At 40.6% G+C, this 23,644-nt stretch carries 20 protein-coding genes; 15 read left to right on the plus strand and 5 right to left on the minus strand.

Annotation, left to right across the window (positions count from 1 at the left end; genetic code table 11):
- The first annotated feature begins 214 nt into the window (after positions 1-214).
- The 10 genes from M1G12_RS04890 to M1G12_RS04935 all read left to right on the plus strand — a co-directional run bounded on the left by M1G12_RS04890 (position 215) and on the right by M1G12_RS04935 (position 9,822).
- A complete protein-coding gene (locus M1G12_RS04890; RefSeq protein WP_247942152.1) occupies positions 215-661 on the plus strand; it encodes a LytTR family DNA-binding domain-containing protein in 447 nt (148 codons plus the stop codon).
- Positions 662-665: 4 nt separating this feature from the next.
- Positions 666-1,340, plus strand: coding sequence for a LiaF transmembrane domain-containing protein (locus M1G12_RS04895; RefSeq protein ID WP_247942153.1), 675 nt, complete (start codon positions 666-668; stop codon positions 1,338-1,340).
- A gap of 105 nt (positions 1,341-1,445) precedes the next feature.
- The gene (rpmB, locus tag M1G12_RS04900; protein ID WP_001140948.1) at positions 1,446-1,634 is read left to right on the plus strand and encodes a 50S ribosomal protein L28; all 189 of its coding nucleotides are present in this window, start codon (positions 1,446-1,448) and stop codon (positions 1,632-1,634) included.
- A 155-nt stretch (positions 1,635-1,789) separates the two neighbouring features.
- A complete protein-coding gene (locus M1G12_RS04905) occupies positions 1,790-2,155 on the plus strand; it encodes an Asp23/Gls24 family envelope stress response protein (RefSeq protein WP_000216437.1) in 366 nt (121 codons plus the stop codon).
- 2 nt (positions 2,156-2,157) lie between these two features.
- Positions 2,158-3,825 (plus strand): DAK2 domain-containing protein, encoded by a 1,668-nt coding sequence (locus M1G12_RS04910; RefSeq protein WP_247949496.1) that lies wholly within the window; start codon positions 2,158-2,160, stop codon positions 3,823-3,825.
- A gap of 200 nt (positions 3,826-4,025) precedes the next feature.
- On the plus strand, positions 4,026-5,726 hold the full coding sequence (locus M1G12_RS04915; protein ID WP_000411747.1) for an acetolactate synthase large subunit: 1,701 nt from the start codon (positions 4,026-4,028) through the stop codon (positions 5,724-5,726).
- A complete protein-coding gene (gene ilvN, locus M1G12_RS04920) occupies positions 5,719-6,195 on the plus strand; it encodes an acetolactate synthase small subunit (protein WP_020902727.1) in 477 nt (158 codons plus the stop codon). The genes M1G12_RS04915 and ilvN overlap by 8 nt, the downstream gene beginning before the upstream one ends.
- 168 nt (positions 6,196-6,363) lie before the next feature.
- Positions 6,364-7,386, plus strand: coding sequence for a ketol-acid reductoisomerase (ilvC, locus tag M1G12_RS04925; protein ID WP_000290683.1), 1,023 nt, complete (start codon positions 6,364-6,366; stop codon positions 7,384-7,386).
- A 113-nt stretch (positions 7,387-7,499) separates the two neighbouring features.
- Positions 7,500-8,750 carry a threonine ammonia-lyase IlvA gene (gene ilvA, locus M1G12_RS04930; protein ID WP_000952976.1) on the plus strand — a complete coding sequence of 417 codons (1,251 nt, stop codon included), beginning with the start codon at positions 7,500-7,502 and terminating at the stop codon, positions 8,748-8,750.
- Between the two features lie 856 nt (positions 8,751-9,606).
- Entirely contained in the window at positions 9,607-9,822 is a 216-nt protein-coding gene (locus M1G12_RS04935) for a capsule biosynthesis transcriptional regulator (protein ID WP_001130035.1), read from the plus strand.
- A gap of 91 nt (positions 9,823-9,913) precedes the next feature.
- Here M1G12_RS04935 and M1G12_RS04940 read toward each other — a convergent pair whose 3' ends face one another.
- Together M1G12_RS04940 and M1G12_RS04945 are read right to left on the minus strand one after the other, a co-directional pair.
- On the minus strand, positions 9,914-10,654 hold the full coding sequence (locus M1G12_RS04940; RefSeq protein ID WP_000189477.1) for an amino acid ABC transporter ATP-binding protein: 741 nt from the start codon (positions 10,652-10,654) through the stop codon (positions 9,914-9,916).
- Positions 10,654-12,219, minus strand: coding sequence for an ABC transporter substrate-binding protein/permease (locus tag M1G12_RS04945; protein WP_020901541.1), 1,566 nt, complete (start codon positions 12,217-12,219; stop codon positions 10,654-10,656). The genes M1G12_RS04940 and M1G12_RS04945 overlap by 1 nt, the downstream gene beginning before the upstream one ends.
- Positions 12,220-12,358: 139 nt before the next feature.
- On the opposite strand from M1G12_RS04945, the gene M1G12_RS04950 reads away from it, so the two are divergent.
- Both M1G12_RS04950 and M1G12_RS04955 read left to right on the plus strand, forming a co-directional pair.
- Complete coding sequence (locus M1G12_RS04950) at positions 12,359-14,248, plus strand: DUF2207 domain-containing protein (RefSeq protein ID WP_247949497.1); 1,890 nt, start codon at positions 12,359-12,361, stop codon at positions 14,246-14,248.
- Positions 14,249-14,308: 60 nt separating this feature from the next.
- Positions 14,309-15,154 carry an undecaprenyl-diphosphate phosphatase gene (locus M1G12_RS04955; protein ID WP_000280780.1) on the plus strand — a complete coding sequence of 282 codons (846 nt, stop codon included), beginning with the start codon at positions 14,309-14,311 and terminating at the stop codon, positions 15,152-15,154.
- A gap of 146 nt (positions 15,155-15,300) precedes the next feature.
- Here M1G12_RS04955 and dinB read toward each other — a convergent pair whose 3' ends face one another.
- On the minus strand, positions 15,301-16,362 hold the full coding sequence (gene dinB / locus M1G12_RS04960) for a DNA polymerase IV (protein WP_000904599.1): 1,062 nt from the start codon (positions 16,360-16,362) through the stop codon (positions 15,301-15,303).
- A gap of 238 nt (positions 16,363-16,600) precedes the next feature.
- On the opposite strand from dinB, the gene pflB reads away from it, so the two are divergent.
- Positions 16,601-18,916, plus strand: coding sequence for a formate C-acetyltransferase (gene pflB, locus M1G12_RS04965; RefSeq protein WP_049532477.1), 2,316 nt, complete (start codon positions 16,601-16,603; stop codon positions 18,914-18,916).
- A gap of 335 nt (positions 18,917-19,251) precedes the next feature.
- Here the strand turns inward: pflB and M1G12_RS04970 are convergent, their stop codons facing one another.
- Both M1G12_RS04970 and trkA read right to left on the minus strand, forming a co-directional pair.
- Complete coding sequence (locus M1G12_RS04970; RefSeq protein WP_001043441.1) at positions 19,252-20,691, minus strand: TrkH family potassium uptake protein; 1,440 nt, start codon at positions 20,689-20,691, stop codon at positions 19,252-19,254.
- 3 nt (positions 20,692-20,694) lie between these two features.
- Positions 20,695-22,044: a Trk system potassium transporter TrkA gene (gene trkA / locus M1G12_RS04975; RefSeq protein ID WP_247949498.1), complete on the minus strand. Its 1,350-nt coding sequence runs from the start codon at positions 22,042-22,044 to the stop codon at positions 20,695-20,697.
- A 188-nt stretch (positions 22,045-22,232) separates the two neighbouring features.
- On the opposite strand from trkA, the gene M1G12_RS04980 reads away from it, so the two are divergent.
- Both M1G12_RS04980 and M1G12_RS04985 read left to right on the plus strand, forming a co-directional pair.
- The gene (locus M1G12_RS04980) at positions 22,233-23,081 is read left to right on the plus strand and encodes an SAM hydrolase/SAM-dependent halogenase family protein (RefSeq protein WP_049542540.1); all 849 of its coding nucleotides are present in this window, start codon (positions 22,233-22,235) and stop codon (positions 23,079-23,081) included.
- Positions 23,082-23,096: 15 nt separating this feature from the next.
- Positions 23,097-23,642, plus strand: a complete 546-nt coding sequence (locus tag M1G12_RS04985; RefSeq protein ID WP_143952828.1) for an ECF-type riboflavin transporter substrate-binding protein — start codon at positions 23,097-23,099, stop codon at positions 23,640-23,642.
- The last annotated feature ends 2 nt before the right edge of the window (positions 23,643-23,644 follow it).

The following is a 23,644-nucleotide window of genomic DNA, read 5'->3' on the forward strand; positions in this document are numbered from 1 at the left end:
AAGTTAATACTCAATGAAAATCAAAGAGCAAACTAGGAAGCTAGCCGCAAGCTGTACTTGAGTACGGTAAGGCGACGCTGACGTGGTTTGAATTTGATTTTCGAAGAGTATAAGGTGGTCCTACAACCACTTACGTGCCGAAAGTAACCACTTGCTTTTTTGCTCTTGTTTTCTTATTTTGGCTTTGATATAGTAGAGTCAGAAAGGATATGGAATGAAGTTACGAATCGAAATTGACAGCAATTTAGAGGAAACTGAAATTGTCATCAAGGCAGCGGCTTTGACAGATGAGATTGCGGATTTACAGCGCCTCTTGCACGAATCCAAGTCTCCTAGGTTGATTTTTTACAAGGGGACGGGTAAATATTATCTGGACTTGTCGGAAATTCTTTTTTTTGAAACAGAGGGGAACAAGATTTACGCCCATACCCAGAAAGATGCCTACGAGGTTCGACTTAAACTCTATGAGTTAGAGTCTATCCTGCCCCGTTATTTTAGTCGAGTATCCAAGTCGACCATTGCTAATATTCGGCAAGTTTACTCGGTTGACAAGTCCTTTTCAGGAACGGGCACCATTTCCTTTTATCAAACCCACAAGGAGGTTCATGTCTCACGGCATTACCAATCCCTCCTAAAAGAAAATCTAAGAAACATGAGGTAAGAAGATGAAAAAGAAAGCATTTGGTATCGTGTTGCTAGTATTGGCAGCTTTAATATTATTACAAGGAAATTTTGGAATCCCTTCATTCGGTGGGCAAATTTGGCCCTTGCTTGGTATTGCATTTTTTGCCTATCAATCAGTTGGAGCTTTGTTGCGTCGTCACTTAACTTCAGCCTCTTTTACAGCTCTAGTAGCCTTAATGATTGCTAACCACTTTTATGGCATTTTACCAATTCCCAATCAGTCATTGTTCTGGGCAAGTATTTTAATCGTAATGGGTGTCAGCGCACTCACTCATTCTAACAGAACTTGGAATGGGAAAAAATGGTGGTATGATGGTAAAAAGACCATTCTTACAGATAAGGAAGTTGCTTTTGGGACTGGAACTTTCTACAAGCAAGAGCAAGAATTGGTAGAAGATCAAGTAGAAGTTGGTTTTGGAAATGCCAAGATATATTATGACAATGCAGAGATGTTGGGAGATACCGCAACCCTGAAAGTGGAAGTTGGTTTTGGCAATGCAGTTATCTATGTTCCTCAACATTGGGGAGTTGATTTAAAGGTAGAAACTTTCTGTGGCGTAGCCAAGGCAGATACTCCTCTAGCCCCAATCAGCAAAACCTTGATTATCCGTGGAGATGTGGCCTTTGGGAAGTTGGGAATTGTCTACGTTAAATAAAAAAATCTTCCAATTCCCTTGCAAAAAAGAAGAAAGTGTGATAACATAGTACGGTATGTGGTGCTAGCACATCCGCTATATTAGATCTAATAGGAGGAAAACACAATGGCTAAAGTATGTTACTTTACAGGTCGTAAGACTGTATCAGGAAACAACCGTTCACACGCGATGAACCAAACAAAACGTGCCGTAAAACCAAACCTTCAAAAAGTTACTGTTCTTATCGATGGTAAACCTAAAAAAGTTTGGGCTTCAGCTCGTGCTTTGAAATCAGGTAAAGTTGAACGCGTTTAATAATAAAAGTAAGGAGACCTTAGGGTCTTTTTTCTTTTACTGTAGATATAAAATCATTTGAAAAATAGAGTAAATATCCGCTGATACAGTATTCTGCTTTTACACTTGGGCTGAAATATGATAAAATAGAGTATCAACTAGTTGAGGTAAAAAGGATGACTGTAAAAATTAATACAAAAGATGGTCAAATCGAACTAACAGATGAAGTGATTGCAACCGTCGTAGGTGGAGCAGCAACTGAGATTTTTGGTGTGGTCGGTATGGCTAGTAAAAATGCCCTCAAAGATAATTTCCAAGCCCTTCTAGGTAAGGAAAATTATTCCAAAGGTGTCGTCGTAAAGGCAGCTGAAGATGGCAGTATTGCAGTTGACGTATATACCGTGTTGAGCTACGGAACAAAGATTAGCGAAGTGTCAAAAAACATTCAAGAGCGTGTTCGATTTAGTTTGGAAAACCAACTTGGAATTACCGCTCAGACTGTAAATGTCTACATTCAAAATATCAAAGTTGTAGGAGAATAACCGTGTCAAAAATTACTACTAGCTTATTTCAAGAAATGGTGCAGGCTGCATCAACTCGTTTGAATAAGCAAGCTGAATATGTCAATTCATTAAACGTCTTTCCAGTTCCAGATGGAGATACTGGAACAAACATGGGAATGACCATTGAAAATGGTGCTAAGGAAGTTGCAGACAAACCAGCTTCTACAGTTGGCGAGGTAGCGAGCATTCTTGCCAAAGGTCTTTTGATGGGTGCGCGTGGAAACTCAGGCGTTATTACGTCTCAGCTTTTCCGTGGATTTTCACAAGCTATCAAGGATAAAGACGAGTTAACAGGTCAAGACTTGGCCCTTGCCTTCCAATCAGGTGTAGAAGTTGCCTATAAGGCAGTGATGAAACCAGTTGAAGGAACGATTTTGACAGTTTCTCGTGGGGCTGCTATCGGTGCTAAGAAAAAAGCTGAGCAGACAGATGACGCTGTTGAAGTCATGCGTGCAGCCTTAGAAGGTGCTAAAACCGCTCTAGCTAAAACGCCAGATATGCTTCCAGTCTTGAAGGAAGTTGGCGTTGTGGATTCAGGTGGTCAAGGACTGGTCTTTATCTACGAAGGTTTCCTTTCAGCCCTTACTGGCGAATATATCGTATCTGAGGACTTTGTAGCGACTCCGGCCAACATGAGTGAAATGATCAATGCAGAACACCACAAGTCTGTAGCTGGTCATGTAGCGACTGAGGATATCACCTTTGGTTATTGTACTGAAATCATGGTAGCTCTTAAGCAAGGTCCAACCTATGCCAAAGATTTTGACTACGACGAATTCCGTAACTACTTGAATGAGCTTGGAGACTCTCTCCTCGTTGTCAATGATGATGAAATTGTTAAAGTCCATGTCCATACAGAAGATCCAGGACTTGTTATGCAAGAAGGTCTCAAATATGGTAGCTTGGTCAAGGTAAAAGTTGACAATATGCGTAACCAACACGAAGCACAGGTTGAGAAAGAAGTTGCTCAAGTTAGCAAACCAGCTGAAGAAAAAGAATATGCTTTGATTGCTGTGGTGGCTGGTAAAGGTCTAGCAGATATCTTCCGTTCTCAAGGTGTGGATTATGTTATTGAAGGCGGTCAAACTATGAACCCTTCAACTGAAGACTTTATCAAGGCTGTTGAACAGGTCAACGCTCGTAACATTATCTTCCTGCCAAATAACAAGAATATCTTCATGGCAGCTCAATCTGCAGCAGAAGTTTTGGAGCAACCAGCAGTAGTGGTAGAAGCTCGTACTCTTCCTCAAGGTTTGACAAGTCTTCTTGCCTTTGATCCAAGCAAGTCCATCGAAGAAAACCAAGAGCGTATGACAGCTGCTCTTAGCGATGTCGTTAGCGGAAGCGTTACAACAGCTGTTCGTGATACAACCATTGATGGCTTAGAAATCCATGAAAACGATAATCTTGGTATGGTGGATGGAAAAATCCTCGTGTCAAACCCTGACATGCACCAAACCTTGACAGAAACATTGAAACATATGTTGGATGAAGATAGTGAAATCGTAACCTTCTATGTTGGTGAAGATGGAAGCGAAGAACTTGCTAATGAAATTGCTCAAGAAATCGCAGAAGAATTCGAAGACGTTGAAGTCGAGATTCACCAAGGTCAACAACCTGTTTACCCATACCTATTTAGTGTAGAATAAGATTAATGAAGGACTGAGAAATCAGTTCTTTTTTCTTTTTTAGTAAATGAAATCGGTATCTTTTTTATAAAAACAAAAATAACATTCATAAATAAACTTTAAAATAGAAAATTCAGAAAATTTCTTCTTTTCTCTTGAAAAATTTTGAAAAAATGGTATGATAGTAACAAGTTATTTTTAAGAGAAGAGAAAGGGGAACAATGGAGAAAATCAGTTTAGAATCTCCTAAGACGGGGTCGGATCTAGTTTTGGAAACACTTCGTGATTTAGGAATTGATACCATCTTTGGTTATCCTGGTGGTGCGGTCTTGCCTTTGTATGATGCGATATATAATTTTAAAGGCATTCGCCACATTCTAGGACGCCATGAGCAAGGTTGTTTGCATGAAGCTGAAGGTTATGCCAAATCAACTGGAAAGTTGGGTGTTGCCGTCGTCACTAGCGGACCGGGAGCAACAAATGCTATTACAGGGATTGCGGATGCCATGAGCGACAGTGTTCCCCTTTTGGTCTTTACAGGTCAGGTGGCGCGAGCAGGGATTGGGAAGGATGCCTTCCAGGAGGCAGACATTGTGGGAATTACCATGCCAATCACTAAGTACAATTACCAAGTTCGGGAGACAGCTGATATCCCTCGAATCATTACGGAAGCTGTCCATATCGCAACTACAGGTCGACCAGGGCCAGTTGTTATTGACCTACCTAAAGACGTATCTGCTTTAGAAACCGACTTCATCTATTCACCAGAAGTGAACCTACCAAGCTATCAACCGACTCTTGAGCCGAATGATATGCAAATCAAGAAAATTTTGAAGCAATTGTCCAAGGCTAAAAAACCAGTCTTGTTAGCTGGTGGGGGGATTAGTTATGCTGAAGCAGCTGCAGAATTAAATGAATTTGCAGAACGCTATCAAATCCCGGTGGTAACCAGTCTTTTGGGACAAGGAACGATTGCAACGAGTCATCCACTCTTCCTTGGAATGGGAGGCATGCACGGGTCATTTGCAGCTAATATTGCCATGACGGAAGCGGACTTTATGATTAGTATTGGTTGTCGTTTCGATGACCGCTTGACGGGGAATCCTAAGACCTTCGCTAAGAATGCTAAGGTTGCTCATATTGATATTGACCCAGCCGAGATTGGCAAGATTATCAGTGCAGATATTCCTGTAGTTGGAGATGCTAAGAAAGCTTTGCAAATGTTGCTGGCTGAACCGACAGTTCATAACAATACTGAGAAATGGATTGAGAAAGTCACTAAAGACAAGAACCGCGTTCGTTCTTACGATAAGAAAGAGCGTGTAGTTCAACCGCAAGCTGTTATTGAACGAATTGGTGAATTAACTAACGGAGATGCTATTGTGGTAACAGACGTTGGTCAACACCAAATGTGGACAGCTCAGTATTATCCCTACCAAAATGAACGTCAGTTAGTGACTTCAGGTGGTTTGGGAACGATGGGATTTGGAATTCCAGCAGCAATCGGAGCTAAAATTGCTAATCCAGATAAGGAAGTAGTCTTGTTTGTTGGGGATGGCGGTTTCCAAATGACTAACCAGGAATTGGCTATTTTGAACATTTACAAGGTGCCAATCAAGGTGGTTATGCTGAACAACCACTCGCTTGGAATGGTTCGCCAGTGGCAGGAATCCTTCTATGAAGGTAGAACATCTGAGTCGGTCTTTGATACTCTTCCTGATTTTCAATTGATGGCACAAGCTTATGGAATTAAAAACTATAAGTTTGACAATCCTGAGACCTTGGCCCAAGACCTTGAAGTCATCACTGAGGATGTTCCTATGCTAATCGAGGTAGATATTTCTCGTAAGGAACAGGTGTTACCAATGGTACCAGCTGGTAAGAGTAATCATGAGATGTTGGGGGTGAAGTTCCATGCGTAGAATGTTAACAGCAAAACTACAGAATCGATCAGGAGTCCTCAATCGCTTTACAGGTGTCCTATCTCGTCGTCAGGTTAATATCGAAAGCATCTCTGTTGGAGCAACAGAAGATCCGAATGTATCTCGTATCACCGTTATTATTGATGTAGCTTCACATGATGAGGTGGAGCAAATTATCAAACAGCTCAATCGTCAAATTGATGTGATTCGCATTCGAGATATTACAGACAAGCCTCATTTGGAGCGCGAGGTAATTTTGGTTAAGATGTCAGCGCCAGCTGAGAAGCGAGCTGAGATTCTAGCGATTATTCAACCTTTCCGTGCAACAGTTGTAGACGTAGCACCAAGCTCGATTACCATTCAGATGACAGGAAATGCTGAAAAGAGTGAAGCTCTGTTGCGAGTCATTCGACCATACGGTATTCGCAATATTGCTCGAACTGGTGCAACTGGATTTACCCGCGATTAATACTCTTCGAAAATCTCTTCAAATCACGTCAGCTTTGCCTTGCCGTACTCAAGTACAGCCTGCGGCTAGCTTCCTAATTTGCTCTTTGATTTTCATTGAGTATAAAAATATTTTAAATTTGTTAAACCAGCCTAAAAGGCAATAAATAATAGAAAAGAGAGAAAAACTATGGCAGTTCAAATGGAATATGAAAAAGATGTTAAAGTAGCAGCACTTGACGGTAAAAAAATCGCCGTTATCGGTTATGGTTCACAAGGACATGCGCATGCTCAAAACTTGCGTGACTCAGGTCGTGATGTCATCATCGGTGTACGTCCAGGTAAATCTTTTGACAAAGCAAAAGAAGATGGATTTGACACTTACACAGTAGCAGAAGCAACTAAATTGGCTGACGTTATCATGATTTTGGCACCAGACGAAATCCAACAAGAATTGTACGAAGCAGAAATCGCTCCAAACTTGGAAGCTGGAAACGCAGTTGGATTTGCTCATGGTTTCAACATTCACTTTGAATTTATCAAAGTTCCTGCAGATGTAGATGTCTTCATGTGTGCTCCTAAAGGACCAGGACACTTGGTACGCCGTACTTACGAAGAAGGATTTGGTGTTCCAGCTCTTTACGCAGTTTACCAAGATGCAACAGGAAATGCTAAAAACATTGCTATGGACTGGTGTAAAGGTGTTGGAGCTGCACGTGTAGGTCTTCTTGAAACAACATACAAAGAAGAAACTGAAGAAGATTTGTTTGGTGAACAAGCTGTACTTTGTGGTGGTTTGACTGCCCTTATCGAAGCAGGTTTCGAAGTCTTGACAGAAGCAGGTTACGCTCCAGAATTGGCTTACTTTGAAGTTCTTCACGAAATGAAATTGATCGTCGACTTGATCTACGAAGGTGGATTCAAGAAAATGCGTCAATCAATTTCAAACACTGCTGAGTACGGTGACTATGTATCAGGTCCACGTGTGATTACTGAGCAAGTTAAAGAAAACATGAAAGCTGTCTTGGCAGATATCCAAAATGGTAAATTTGCAAATGACTTTGTAAATGACTATAAAGCTGGACGTCCAAAATTGACTGCTTACCGTGAACAAGCAGCTAACCTTGAAATTGAAAAAGTTGGTGCAGAATTGCGTAAAGCAATGCCTTTCGTTGGTAAAAACGACGACGATGCATTCAAAATCTATAACTAATTGATAGCAATTAAGGTGAAGGCGAGTTGGTGGACTAACTCGCTTTTATAATCAATTCATCTCTCTTTTAAGAGGGTGGATTGTGATAGTATGAAATAGTCTAGGAGAAAAAGATGTTAAGTTCAAAAGATATCATCAAGGCTCATAAGGTCTTGAACGGTGTGGTTGTGAATACTCCACTGGATTATGACCATTATTTATCGGAGAAGTATGGTGCTAAGATTTATTTGAAAAAGGAAAATGCCCAACGTGTTCGTTCCTTTAAAATTCGTGGTGCCTATTATGCCATTTCTCAGCTCAGTAAGGAAGAGCGTGAGCGTGGGGTAGTCTGTGCCTCTGCGGGAAATCATGCGCAGGGAGTTGCCTATACTTGTAATGAGATGAAAATTCCTGCTACTATTTTTATGCCAATTACTACTCCGCAACAAAAGATTGGTCAAGTTCGCTTTTTTGGTGGGGATTTCGTAACCATTAAACTAGTTGGAGATACCTTTGATGCTTCTGCTAAGGCAGCTCAAGAATTTACAGTCTCTGAAAATCGTACCTTTATTGATCCCTTTGATGATGCCCATGTTCAAGCAGGTCAAGGGACAGTTGCTTATGAGATTTTAGAAGAAGCTCGAAAAGAATCGATTGATTTTGATGCTGTCTTGGTTCCTGTTGGTGGTGGCGGTCTCATTGCTGGGGTTTCTACCTATATCAAGGAAACAAGTCCAGAGATTGAGGTTATCGGAGTAGAGGCGAATGGAGCGCGTTCCATGAAGGCTGCCTTTGAAGCTGGTGGTCCAGTCAAACTCAAAGAAATTGACAAATTTGCGGATGGGATTGCTGTACAAAAGGTAGGTCAATTGACCTATGAAGCAACTCGTCAACATGTTCAAACCTTAGTAGGTGTCGATGAGGGGTTGATTTCTGAAACCTTGATTGACCTCTACTCTAAGCAAGGGATTGTTGCAGAACCTGCTGGAGCGGCTAGTATCGCTTCTTTAGAGGTTTTGGCTGAATATATCAAGGGGAAAACCATTTGTTGTATCATTTCTGGAGGGAATAATGATATCAACCGTATGCCAGAAATGGAAGAGCGTGCCCTGATTTATGATGGAATCAAGCATTACTTTGTGGTCAATTTTCCACAGCGTCCGGGAGCTTTGCGTGAGTTTGTAAATGATATCTTGGGGCCAAATGATGATATCACACGTTTTGAGTATATCAAACGAGCTAGCAAGGGGACAGGCCCAGTATTGATTGGGATTGCCCTAGCAGATAAGCATGATTATGCAGGCTTGATTCGTCGAATGGAAGGTTTTGATCCATCTTATATTAACTTAAATGGTAATGAAACGCTCTATAATATGCTTGTCTGAGGACTAATAAAAAAATATCATATTATTTGCACAACTGATGTATAAGTGCTATAATGAGGGTGAAGAAAGGGGGCGATTCCTATGGACTTGGGAAATCGATTACGCTATTTCTATCACAAGTCATTATAGTACCTATTATTTTTTGATTCAGTTTATAGTAAGGGAGTAAAATTACTTGTTATATATAAGGAGCATTTTTAGAATCAACTATTTTATATATGTCTAATCTGAAATTTGGCTAAATATAATAGGAATTAGAAAAAATAATCAATACTAATGAGAAGCCTTATACTGAGTTAATTGAGAAGAGTGATAAGATACTAAGAAGATAAAAACAGTGGAAAATGTTGGAAGATAGGATACTATTGTTTCCTAACTACTCATCTTTTTATAGGTTTGAAGAAATAAAAAGGAATATTGATAAAGTAAATAAATAGTACAAGTTGACCAAATGATTGAATGCTGGTGCAGACATGAAAAAGTCTAAAAGGAGAAAAATACTCGTTAGAAATGGTTTAGAGCAGAAGATTATTTTGTCAAATTTTTTTGTTTTACAGTGGAATAAATAATATGAAATAAGATTAGAATATGTCTAGATTATCGAGAATCAGCATCTGTCAAATATGAATATTATTACAAATAAAAGAGTTAATAATACAATTGTTTTAAAGGTGTTTACTAATGGTTTATAGCAAGCAGAAACCTATATATTATCGGCTTTAATAAGATAGTAATAAAAATATAAGTCATTAATTTTATTGAATATATGTTTATTTTATTGACAAAAAGCATAAAAACGTATACAATTAAAAGCGTATACAACTAAATATCGTAAATAAGAAAATAGGAGAAAGACATGGCTAAGTCAAATTTTGAAAAAGTAGAATCAGTTGTTGGCTGGGTTCGTGATAAGAAAATCACAGGCTACCGTATCTCTAAAGAAACGAATGCGCGTGAAATGTCTATCATTGCTCTAGCGCAGGGGCGTGCAAAAGTAAAAAATATTTCATTTGAAACAGCTCTAGGTTTAATTGATTTCTATGATAAAAATCATGAAAAATTTGAAGATTAATCTTTGGATAATGGTGGATTCTTGAATAGGATCTGCCTTTTCATTTTTGAGGCTAGTAAAAAGACTGCACGGTTGATGCAGCCTTTTCTTTTTATTTGAGATAGCGTTGAAGGAACTCTTTTGTACGGTCTTCTTTAGGATTGGTGAAGAGGTCTTCTGGTTTACCTTCTTCAGCAATTACACCCTTATCCATAAAGATAACACGGTGAGAGACATCACGGGCGAATTCCATTTCGTGAGTTACAACAATCATAGTCAAGCCTTCCTGAGCCAGATCTTGCATGATTTTGAGGACCTCTCCAACCATTTCTGGATCGAGAGCTGATGTTGGTTCATCAAAGAGAATGGCGTCAGGATTCATTGAAAGGGCACGAGCGATGGCCACACGTTGTTTTTGACCACCTGAGAGTTGTTTCGGTTTTGCTTGCCAGTAGCGTTCTCCCATGCCGACCTTTTCAAGGTTTTCTTTGGCAATCTTTTCAGCTTCTGTACGTTCGCGTTTAAGGACAGTCGTCTGAGCGACAATTGTGTTTTCAAGTACGTTAAGATTTTCAAAGAGGTTAAAGGATTGGAACACCATCCCCAACTTTTCACGGTATTGCGTGAGGTCATAGCCTTTTTCGAGAACGTTTTGTCCATGATAAAGGATTTGTCCATCAGTTGGAGTTTCAAGTAGGTTAATGGAGCGTAGGAAGGTTGATTTTCCGCTTCCAGAGCTTCCGATGATAGAGATAACTTCACCCTTGTGAACAGTTAGAGAAATGTCTTTTAGCACTTCGTTTTGTCCATAGGATTTTTTGAGGTGTTTAATTTCAAGGATTGCTTGTGTCATTATTTCAAATCCTCCGTTTGCATTTGGTTAGCACCTGTAGTATAGGTATCCATGTCCATGCGGCGTTCGATGAAGCGTAGGATACGTGTTACGGTGAAGGTGAGGACAAAGTAAATCACGGCGATGATTGTAAATGTCTGGAAGTATTGATAGGTTTGTGTTGCTACGGTATTTCCTGAGAAATAAAGTTCGACAACAGAGATAACGTTCAATACAGATGTATCTTTGATATTGATGACAAATTCATTACCAGTTGCTGGTAGGATGTTACGGACTACTTGAGGGAGGACAATCTTACGCATGGTTTGGTTATGAGTCATACCAAGTGCAGTTGCGGCTTCAAATTGTCCCTTGTCAACTGCTAGGATACCACCACGGACGATTTCAGTCATGTAGGCACCAGTGTTGATCGAAACGATGAAGATAGCAGCCAGTGTACGGTCAAGGTTAATACCGAAAGCTTGGGCAGTTCCATAGTAGATAACCATCGATTGAACAATCATTGGTGTACCACGGAAGATTTCAATATAGACATTGAGAATCCAGCCGACTAGTTTTTGTAGGCCATAAATGGCTTTATTCTCAGATAGAGGAGCAGTACGGAAGACACCAATGGCAAGTCCAATAATGAGACCTGTGATGGTTCCGACGATAGAGATTAAAAGAGTGACACCAGCACCACGCAAGAGTTGTTGCCAGTTTTCAGAAAGAATTTTAGCGACTTGACTAAAGAAACTACTGCTAGTCTCTTCAGTTGTTGTAGCTTCGGCAGGTTGTTCCTTGATCATACGATCCATCAAGGCAACTTGATCGTCTTTTGAAATGGTTTCAATGCTGGCATTGATTTGGCTAATACGGTTGTCATCTTTACGAAGTCCGATGGCGATAGCTGTATCTTCTTCCCCCGTTTTGAAACCTGGTTCTACTTGAACCATCTTGAACTTAGAGTTCGCAGCTTCAGCAGTCAGTGCTTCTGGGCGTTCAGAAACATAGGCATCGATGACACCAGCCTCAAGAGCTTGGCGCATTTGAGCGAAGTCTCCCATGGCAGTTTCTTTTTTAGCACCTGGGATTTGACCAATCAAGTCATAAAGATAGACACCTTGTTGAGAAGTGATTTTTGCACCGTTAAAGTCATCCAAAGATTTTGCGTTTGCATAAGTAGAATCTTTTTTGACAAGCAAAACTGGTTCGCTAGTGTAGTAACTGCTTGAAAATGCAATTTCTTGTTTGCGTTCGGCAGTAGGACTCATACCTGCGATAATCATGTCAATCTTACCAGAAGTAAGGGCAGGAACTAGACCTTCCCACTTTGTTTTAACAACCAAAGGTTCTTTACCTAAGTCCTTAGCGATTTTCTTGGCGATTTGAACATCGTATCCGTTAGCATACTGGTTAGTCCCATCGATTTTGACAGCCCCATTGCTATCATCATCCTGAGTCCAGTTAAAGGGAGCATATGCTGCTTCCATCCCGATGCGTAAATATTCATCGGCTTGGGCAACATTGACAAGTCCCAGCATCAGCAAGAGACTTGTGAAAATAGATAAGTATATTTTTCTCATGATTTCTCCTATTTCTAATCTATTAAAAAATAACTGCCTCCTATTTTATCGAAAAAAACTCTATTTTTCAACATAGGTAAGCCCTTACTTATGAAAAAATGATATAATGATAGCAAAGATAAAAAAGGGGACTTAGTTGATGAAAAAAACTTTTTTCTTGCTGTTATTTTGTTTGTTTTGTATGTTTCCACTCTCGGTTTTTGCCATTGATTTTAAGATAAACTCTTATCAAGGAGATTTGTATATTCATGCAGACAATACGGCAGAATTTAGACAGAAGATAGTTTACCAGTTTGAGGAGGACTTTAAGGGGCAAATCGTGGGACTTGGACGTGCTGGCAAGATGCCTAGCGGATTTGAGATAGATCCTCAACCAAAGGTTCAGGCCTCGAAAAACGGTGCTGAACTGACAGACGTTACTAGCGAAGTGACAGAAGAGGCGAATGGTTATACTGTGAAAGTCTACAATTCAGGTCAAGAAGGCGACACAGTTGAAGTTGACCTCGTTTGGAACTTAAAGAATTTACTTTTCCTTTATGATGACATCGCTGAATTAAATTGGCAACCTCTGACAGATAGTTCAGGAGCTATTGGAAAGTTTGAATTTCATGTAAAGGGGGACAAGGGGGCTGAAAAACTCTTTTTCCATACAGGGAAACTTTTTAGAGAGGGAACGATTGAAAAGAGTAACCTTGATTATACTATCCGTTTAGACAATCTTCCGCCTAAGCGTGGAGTTGAATTGCATGCCTACTGGCCTCGAACTGATTTTGCTAGCGCTAGGGATCAGGGATTGAAAGGAAATCGTTTAGAAGAATTTAATAAGATAGAAGACTCGATTTTTAAAGAAAAAGAGCAAAGTAAACAACTCGTTACCTGGGTCTTCCCTTTGATACTTTCTATCTCCTTGTTATTGAGTGTCTGCTTCTATTTTATTTATAGAAGAAAGACCACTCCTTCGGTCAAATATGCCAAAAATCATCGTATCTATGAACCACCAATGGAATTAGAGCCTATGGTTTTATCAGAGGCTGTCTACTCGACCTCCTTGGAGGAAGTGAGTCCCTTGGTCAAGGGAGCTGGAAAATTTACCTTTGATCAACTTATTCAAGCTACCTTGCTAGATGTGATAGACCGTGGGAATGTCTCTATCATTTCAGAAGGAGATGCAGTTGGTTTGAGGCTAGTAAAAGAAGATGGTTTGTCAAGTTTTGAGAAAGACTGTCTAAATCTGGCTTTTTCAGGCAAAAAAGAAGAAACTCTTTCCAATTTGTTTGCGGATTACAAGGTATCTGATAGTCTTTATCGTAGAGCAAAAGTCTCTGATGAAAAACGGATTCAAGCAAGAGGGCTTCAACTCAAATCTTCTTTTGAAGAAGTATTGAAAGAGATGCAAGAAGGAGTGAAAAATCGGGTTATTTTCTGGGGGCTCCCAGATTATTATCGTCCTTTAACTGGTGGGGAAAAGGCCTTGCAAGTGGGTATGGGACTCTCTACTATCTTGCCTTTATTTATCGGATTTGGTTTGTTCTTGTACAGTTTGGATGTTTATGGCTATCTTTACCTCCCCTTGCCAATACTTGGTTTTCTAGGTTTGGTTTTGGCTGTTTTCTATTATTGGAAGCTTCGTCTAGATAATCGTGATGGTGTCCTAAATGAAGCAGGGGCAGAAGTCTACTATCTCTGGACCAGTTTTGAAAATATGTTGCGTGAGATTGCACGATTGGATCAGGCTGAATTGGAAAGTATTGTGGTCTGGAATCGCCTCTTGGTCTATGCGACTTTATTTGGCTATGCGGACAAGGTCAGCCATTTGATGAAGGTTCATCATATCCAAGTGGAAAATCCAGATATCAACCTCTATGTAGCTTATGGTTGGCATAGTATGTTTTATCATTCAAGTGCGCAAATGAGCCATTATGCCAGCGTCGCAAACACAGCAAGTACCTATTCCGTATCTTCTGGAAGTGGAAGTTCTGGCGGTGGCTTCTCTGGAGGAGGAGGCGGTGGCAGCATCGGTGCCTTTTAAAGAGAACTGCCATATACTGAAAAAGTATGCTATAATGGAAGATAGAAAAAGGAGTAATCTATGTATCTTATTGAAATTTTAAAATCTATCTTCTTCGGGATTGTTGAAGGAATTACGGAATGGTTGCCGATTTCGAGTACAGGTCACTTGATTTTAGCAGAGGAGTTTATCCAATACCAAAATCAAAATGAAGCCTTTATGTCCATGTTTAATGTCGTGATTCAGCTTGGTGCTATTTTAGCGGTTATGGTCATTTACTTTAACAAGCTCAATCCTTTCAAATCGACTAAGGATAAGCAGGAAGTTCGTAAGACTTGGAGACTGTGGTTGAAGGTCTTGGTTGCCACTTTGCCTTTACTTGCCGTCTTTAAATTTGATGATTGGTTTGATACCCACTTCCATAACATGGTTTCTGTTGCTCTCATGTTGATTATCTATGGGATTGCCTTTATCTATTTGGAAAAGCGCAATGAAGCGCGTGCTATAGAGCCAAGTGTAACAGAGTTGGACAAACTTCCTTATACGACAGCATTCTATATCGGACTCTTCCAAGTTCTTGCCCTTTTACCAGGAACTAGCCGTTCAGGAGCGACTATTGTCGGTGGTTTGTTAAATGGAACCAGTCGTTCTGTTGTGACGGAATTTACCTTCTATCTTGGAATTCCTGTTATGTTTGGAGCTAGTGCCTTAAAGATTTTCAAATTTATAAAAGCAGGACAACTCTTGAGCTTTGGGCAATTGTTCTTGCTCTTGGTTGCGATGGGAGTAGCCTTTGCAGTCAGCATGGTCGCTATTCGTTTCTTGACAAGCTATGTAAAAAAACACGACTTTACCCTTTTTGGTAAATACCGTATCGTGCTTGGTAGTGTCTTACTACTTTACAGCTTTGTCCGTTTATTTGTATAAGAAAAACCTTGAAGGGGCAACTCTTCAAGGTTTTATACTCTTCGAAAATCTCTTCAAACTGCATCAGCTCTATCTGCAACCTCAAAACAGTGTTTTGAGCAGCCTGCGGCTAGCTTTCTAGTTTGCTCTTTGATTTTCATTGAGCTTTAAAATCCAGTTACGGTAATCCCCAGCAGGCGGACGCCTTTTTCTTTCTCGTCCAACTCTTCATAGAGTTGCAGGGCTATTTGGCTGATCTGACTAGCATCCTGCGTTTTTTGATCCAGACTTTTTCGTTTAGTCAGAGTTGAAAAGTCTTCGTAGCGGATTTTCAGAATGACAATTTTTCCAGCTTTTTCTTGTTGACTGAGATTGAGAGCGACTCTTTCTGATAGGAGAGTCAGCTCTTTTTTGATGTCTTCCTCGGCACGGAGAATTTTTCCATAGGTTTTCTCTTTCCCGATTGATTTACGGATACGATTGGATTTGACCGGGGAATTGTGAATACCACGAGCCTTTCGATAAAGGTCATAGCCCAGTCTGCCAAAACGGTCTATCAGGGTCACTTCAGGGACTTCAAGCAAATCAGCGCCGGTAAAAACACCCATTTGATGAAGTCTTTCCACCGTCTTTTTTCCTACTCCATGAAACTTGGAAATATCCATTTGTTTGAGGAAATCCTCAGCCTGGTCAGGTAAAATCACTGTCAGACCATGTGGCTTTTGATAATCGCTGGCCATTTTAGCTAAGAATTTGTTGTAGGAGACGCCTGCGGAAGCAGTCAGGTGTAGTTCCTGCCAGATATCCTCTTGAATGAGACGAGCAATTTTGACCGCTGACTTGATACCGAGTTTATTTTCTGTCACATCTAAATAGGCTTCGTCAATGCTCATGGGTTCAATCAAATCTGTATAACGCTTAAAGATAGCTCGAATCTGGAGGCCCACAGTCTTGTATTTCTCATAATTCCCTGAGATAAAGACGGCCTGGGGACAACGCTCATAGGCTTCTTTGGAACTCATGGCTGAATGGACACCAAAAGCTCGCGCCTCATAGCTACAAGTGGAAACGACACCACGCCCACCTGTTTGTCGAGGGTCGCTACCGATAATGACAGGTTTTCCTCTGAGTTTAGGATTATCTCTGATTTCGACCGCAGCAAAAAAGGCATCCATGTCAATATGGATGATTTTTCTTGACAAATCATTTAATAAAGGAAAAATCAACATGTCTGGTCCCCTTTTTACTGCTTATTTTCTTTTATTATACCCTTTTTTCTGAAAAAAAGAAAAAAGGCTTTAATTTTTTCAAAAATATAATACAGTTTGGGATAAAATATAGACTGTTTTAGAAAAGAAAGTGTAAAAATAGGGATTTATCACTTGTTGAAATCGGTTACTGTATGGTATACTTGTCTCATGAATGTAACAGATGGATGTTACTAGAAAGAAAAAAGAGGACATTAACATGGTTGTTAAGACAGTTGTTGAAGCACAAGATATTTTTGACAAAGCTTGGGAAGGCTTCAAAGGCGTAGATTGGAAAGAAAAAGCAAGTGTGTCACGCTTTGTACAAGCTAACTACACACCTTATGACGGAGACGAAAGCTTCCTTGCAGGACCAACAGAACGTTCACTTCACATCAAAAAAATTGTAGAAGAAACTAAGGCTCACTACGAAGAAACTCGTTTCCCAATGGACACTCGTCCAACTTCTATCGCTGATATCCCTGCAGGATTTATCGATAAAGAAAACGAAGTTATCTTTGGTATCCAAAATGACGAACTCTTCAAATTGAACTTCATGCCAAAAGGTGGTATCCGTATGGCTGAAACTACTTTGAAAGAAAATGGATACGAACCAGACCCAGCTGTTCACGAAATCTTTACTAAATACGTAACAACAGTTAACGACGGTATCTTCCGTGCTTACACTTCAAACATCCGTCGCGCTCGTCACGCTCACACTGTAACTGGTCTTCCAGATGCATACTCACGCGGACGTATCATCGGTGTTTATGCACGTCTTGCTCTTTACGGTGCAGACTACTTGATGCAAGAAAAAGTAAACGACTGGAATGCAATCGAAGAAATCGATGAAGAAACAATCCGTCTTCGTGAAGAAATCAACCTTCAATACCAAGCATTGCAACAAGTTGTTCGCTTGGGTGACCTTTACGGAGTTGACGTTCGCAAACCAGCGATGAACGTTAAAGAAGCTATCCAATGGGTTAACATCGCCTTCATGTCTGTCTGCCGTGTTATCAACGGTGCTGCTACATCTCTAGGTCGTGTGCCAATCGTATTGGACATCTTTGCAGAACGTGACCTTGCTCGTGGTACATTTACTGAATCAGAAATCCAAGAATTCGTTGATGATTTCGTTATGAAACTTCGTACAGTTAAATTTGCTCGTACAAAAGCTTACGACCAATTGTACTCAGGTGACCCAACATTCATCACAACTTCTATGGCTGGTATGGGTAACGACGGTCGTCACCGTGTTACTAAGATGGACTACCGTTTCTTGAACACTCTTGACAACATCGGTAACTCTCCAGAACCAAACTTGACAGTTCTTTGGACTGACAAATTGCCATACAACTTCCGTCGCTACTGTATGCACATGAGCCACAAACACTCTTCTATCCAATACGAAGGTGTTACAACAATGGCTAAAGACGGATATGGTGAAATGAGCTGTATCTCATGCTGTGTGTCTCCACTTGACCCAGAAAATGAAGAACAACGCCACAACATCCAGTACTTCGGTGCGCGTGTAAACGTATTGAAAGCCCTTCTTACTGGTTTGAACGGTGGTTACGACGATGTTCACAAAGACTACAAAGTATTTGATATCGAACCAATCCGTGACGAAGTTCTTGAATTTGAATCAGTTAAAGCTAACTTTGAAAAATCTCTTGACTGGTTGACTGACACTTACGTAGATGCTTTGAACATCATCCACTACATGACTGATAAGTACAACTACGAAGCTGTTCAAATGGCCTTCTTGCCAACTAAACAACGTGCCAACATGGGATTCGGTATCTGTGGATTTGCCAACACTGTTGACACATTGTCAGCTATCAAATACGCTACAGTTAAACCAATCCGTGACGAAAATGGCTACATCTACGATTACGAAACAATCGGTGAATACCCACGTTGGGGTGAAGATGACCCACGTTCAAACGAATTGGCAGAATGGTTGATCGAAGCTTACACAACTCGTCTACGTAGCCACAAACTTTACAAAGATGCAGAAGCTACAGTTTCACTTTTGACTATCACATCTAACGTTGCTTACTCTAAACAAACTGGTAACTCACCAGTCCACAAAGGTGTATACCTCAACGAAGATGGTTCTGTTAACTTGTCTAAACTTGAATTCTTCTCACCAGGTGCTAACCCATCTAACAAAGCTAAAGGTGGATGGTTGCAAAACTTGAACTCACTTTCTAGCCTTGACTTTAGTTACGCAGCTGATGGTATCTCATTGACTACACAAGTTTCACCTCGCGCGCTTGGTAAGACTCGTGACGAACAAGTTGATAACTTGGTAACAATCCTTGATGGTTACTTCGAAAACGGTGGACAACACGTTAACTTGAACGTTATGGACTTGAACGATGTTTACGAAAAGATCATGTCAGGTGAAGACGTTATCGTACGTATCTCTGGATACTGTGTAAACACTAAATACCTCACTCCAGAACAAAAAACTGAATTGACACAACGTGTCTTCCACGAAGTTCTTTCAATGGATGATGCATTGAGCTAATCAATTAACTTGAATAAGGAAAAGGAACCCTCGGTCAAACGACTGAGGGTTATTTTTTGGACTATTAAATTCCTTAAGTCAGGTATTGAAATGTCTGACCGGGATTCAAAGATACTTGTTGAGTTGCGGGAGGTATTTGATATTCAATGAAAATCAAAGAGCAAACTAGGAAGCTAGCCGCAGGTTGCTCAAAGCACCGCTTTGAGGTTGTAGATAAGACTGACAAAGTCAGTCACACATATACGGCAAGGCGAAGCTGACGTGGTATTTTTATTTTCGAAGAGTATGAAAATAAAAATACCACACTTTGTAGGTTTACAAGGTGTGGTTGTATTTTATCTCTTAGACCAAGTTCTCTTCATAAAGAGAAGTAGGATTGGATAAATCTCCAAGCGCCCTGCAATCATTGCAAAGGAGAGGAGAATTTTTGAGATAGGACTAAAGATTGAGAAACTAGAAGTGGTTCCTAGAATAGGTCCGATATTATTGAAACAGCTAAAGACAGCACTGGTAACGACTAGAAAATCATTGCTATCTAGGCTGACAATAAAGATAAGGGATAGCAAAATCATAGAATAGATGACAAAGTACTTGAGAATCTTATGCTGGGTATCTTTGTCAATCACCGTTTTATTAACATGGAGGGTCAAAACACGGTGGGGCGATAGAATTGACAAAATTTGGTTTTTGGCAATTTTTGAAAGGATGAGGCCTCGAATAACCTTGAGTCCACCTGCGGTTGAACCAGCAGAACCACCGATTCCCATGAGGAAGAGAAGGATAAACTGGGAGAAGAGGGGCCAGTTGGTAATATCCCCGTAACCAAAACCAGTCGTCGTAATGATATTGGAAACTTGGAAGAAGGCCATTTCAAAACTCTTTGAAAATCCTGGATAGAGATAGAGAGTATTGAGGCTAATCAAGCCTGTAGAAAGCAGAACAATTACCAAGTAAGCTCGGAGTTCTTCATCTCCAAAGAAGGCCTTGACGCGACGGAGCATGAGGTAGTAGTAGAGATTGAAATTTACCCCAAAAACCAAAACTCCGATACTAACCAGATAGGTAATCAGTGAGCTACCATAGTGGGCGATTCCATCGTTATAGACGGTAAAACCTCCTGTACCTGCTGTTCCCATGGCAATGACAAAACTATCAAATAGGGGCATGCCAGCCAGATAATAGATGATGACAAAGAGGGAGAAGAGAGCTAGATAAAGGAGATAGAGAATCTGGGCAGTATTTTTGAGTTTGGATACAACCTTGCCAAAAACAGGGCCAGGAACCTCAGCTTTCATCACTTCTAGGTGGCTATTCTTGGCATTGTCCATAATAGCAAGTGCAAAAACAAGCACTCCCATCCCTCCAATCAAGTGGGTAAAACTTCGCCAGAAGAGGAGGGAACGACTGAGAACCGAAACGTCGTTCAGAATAGTTGCTCCAGTAGTTGTAAAGCCAGAACTAATTTCAAAAAAGGCATCGATAACGCTGGGAATTTGCTTAGCAAAAACAAAGGGGAGACCGCCAAAGAAGGACCAAAGGATCCAACAGAGGGCAACAATCAAGACTCCCTCCTTGGCATAAATCCGTTGATTTTTGGGCTTTTGTAAAATTCCTGAACCGCCTAGTAATACGAGAATCCCTATTGTTGAAAAGAGGGCCGTAAAGACTTGGCTCGATTCACGGTAATAGACAGCGACAGACACAGGAACCAAAAGAAGAACAGCTTCAATCAAAAGTAATTTTGAAAGGAGGTAGCGAATCATACTTTTATTCATTTCTTACCTCGCGATCAAGTCATAAATCTTGGTGATGTTTGGCAACAAGGTTGTTACTAGGAGCTTGTCTCCGACTTCAAGCGTATCCTCCCCAGTAGGGAAAATAGTCTTGCCCTTTCGAATGATGGCTGCAATAAGAACCCCTTTTTTCAGTTTTAGTTGAGAAAGAGGTTTGGCAGTCATTTTATTGGCTTCCTTGATATGGAATTGTAGGGTTTCGATTTGGCCATTTGCTAGATGGTGCATGGCTTGAAGGTCTGAATACTGGGCATTCACACGGCCACGAATAAAGTGCATGATTGTATCTACAGCGATGATTTTAGGTGTGATGATACTTGAAAAATCAGGCGCATTGATAATTTCGAGGAGACTGGTACGATTGACCTTGGTGATATTTTTTTGTACACCTACCCTGTCAAGGAACATAGAGGTAATCAGATTTTCCTCATCAACCCCTGTTAGAGTCGCAACGGCATCATAGTTTTGAGCACTTTCTTCCAGCAGGATATCTTTTGCGGTACCATCTCCTTGAACGATGTAGAGGTTTGGGAATTTCTCGCTAAAGAAGCTAGCGATTTCAGGATTGATTTCAATAACCTTGGTATCAATACGACTGTCTTTTAGGATACCTAGTAGATAATAGGCGATTCTACCAGCTCCAACAATAAGAAGGCTCTTCACGGCACGAGATTTAAAATAATTATGGAAGAGCATCATATCAACACGGTTACCAGTGACAAAGATTCTATCTTTATCCTGTATGGTCATGTCACCGCTTGGAATGATAATTTGATGATCCCTCTCTATCGCACAGACAATAACATTGCCAAATTTTTTCCGAAAATCAAAAATGGGCATTTGGCAAAGACCGCTAGAAGACTTAACAGTGAATTCCATCAAGCTGACCCGTCCACCAAAGAAACGTTCGACAGAGAGGGCGTTGGGGAAGTCAATGATATTGGCAATAGCACGGGCAGCCAAGAGCTCAGGGTTAACGATAAGAGAAAAACCGAGAATATTCTTTTCCTTGAAATAAGAGTTAGAATATTCAGGGTTCCGTACCCGAACGATGGTCTCTTTAGCTCCCATTTTTTTGGCTAGAACGGCTGCAATCATGTTCACTTCATCGTATTCAGTCAGGGCGATAAAGATATCACAATCCTGGACACTGGCTTGCTCAAGGATGGTAAAATCGGCCCCGTTACCAAGGATACCCATGATATCAAAGCGATTAACAATATGATTGAGGACAGCTTCGTCTTGCTCAATCAGCAAAACATCATGCTTTTCTGCAACCAAGGAGCGACAGAGGGCAAAACCAACTTTTCCCCCTCCGACAAGGATAATTTTCATATTAAAACCTACTTTTTCATGATGTAACTATCATACCTTTTTTCAAGAAAAAATGCACCTACTAGCTAATCACCAGAGCTTTTAGTAGGAAATTTGCTATAAGGTAAAACTATACCCTAACCAATTGAAATAGCTATTAGCGACTTTCTCTGAAATATGGTATGATAAAGGGTGTATAAGGAGATAAAATGAATAATAATTTACTGGTATTACAATCAGACTTTGGTCTGGTTGATGGTGCGGTATCGGCTATGATTGGAGTGGCTTTAGAAGAGTCTCCAACCTTAAAAATTCATCATTTGACGCACGATATCACGCCTTATAATATTTTTGAGGGGAGTTACCGTCTCTTTCAGACTGTGGATTACTGGCCTGAGGGAACGACATTTGTATCGGTGGTCGATCCAGGTGTCGGCTCGAAACGTAAGAGTGTGGTTGCCAAGACTGCAAAAAATCAATACATTGTCACGCCAGATAATGGGACGCTTTCTTTTATCAAGAAACACGTTGGCATTGTAGCTATTCGTGAGATTTCTGAAGTGGCCAATAGACGTCAAAATACAGAGCATTCTTATACCTTCCACGGTCGTGATGTCTATGCCTATACTGGTGCTAAACTGGCCAGTGGTCACATTTCTTTTGAGGAAGTGGGACCAGAGCTCAGTGTGGATCAGATTGTGGAGCTTCCAGTCGTAGAGACCATCATTGAAGACCATTTGGTGAAGGGAGCTATTGATATTCTGGATGTGCGTTTCGGCTCGCTTTGGACCTCTATCACACGAGAAGAGTTTTACAAGCTGGGACCAGCATTCGGTGACCGTTTTGAGGTGACTATCTATCATGCAGATATGCTGGTCTATCAAAATCAGGTTGTTTATGGCAAATCATTTGCAGATGTGAGAATTGGGCAACCCATCCTTTACATCAACTCTCTCTATCGTTTAGGTCTGGCTATCAACCAAGGTTCCTTTGCCAAGGCCTATAATGTGGGTGTCGGTTCATCTTGGACCATTGAAATAAAGAAAATAGAATCATAAAATAGGAGAATATAGATGAAAAATCAATCAATTAAACAAGTTGTTGCTATCGGTGTTGGAGCTGCGCTCTTTGTTGTCATCGGGATGATCAGTATTCCAACGCCTGTTCCAAATACAAGCATCCAGCTTCAGTATGCGGTACAGAGCCTCTTGTCTATTATTTTTGGCCCTCTAGTGGGACTACTTGTTGGTTTAATTGGGCATGCGGTGAAGGACTCTCTTGCTGGCTACGGTCTATGGTGGACTTGGATTATTGCTAGTGGTCTCTTTGGTCTAGCTGTAGGTCTCTTTAGAAAATACATTCGAGTAACACAGGGTGTTTTTGAGTTGAAGGATATTGTCTTCTTTAACCTCATTCAGATTGTTGCAAATGCTCTTGTTTGGGGTGTCTGGGCACCACTTGGAGATGTTGTGATTTATCAAGAAGCGGCAGAAAAAGTATTTGCCCAAGGGATTGTTGCGGGAATTGCTAATGCTGTAACTGTAGCTATCGCAGGTACCCTTCTCTTGCTAGCTTATTCACGTACGCAGACTCGTTCAGGAAGTTTGAAAAAGGATTAACA

It is taken from the genome of Streptococcus mitis (genome assembly GCF_023110375.1).
Lineage (GTDB): Bacteria > Bacillota > Bacilli > Lactobacillales > Streptococcaceae > Streptococcus > Streptococcus mitis_CI.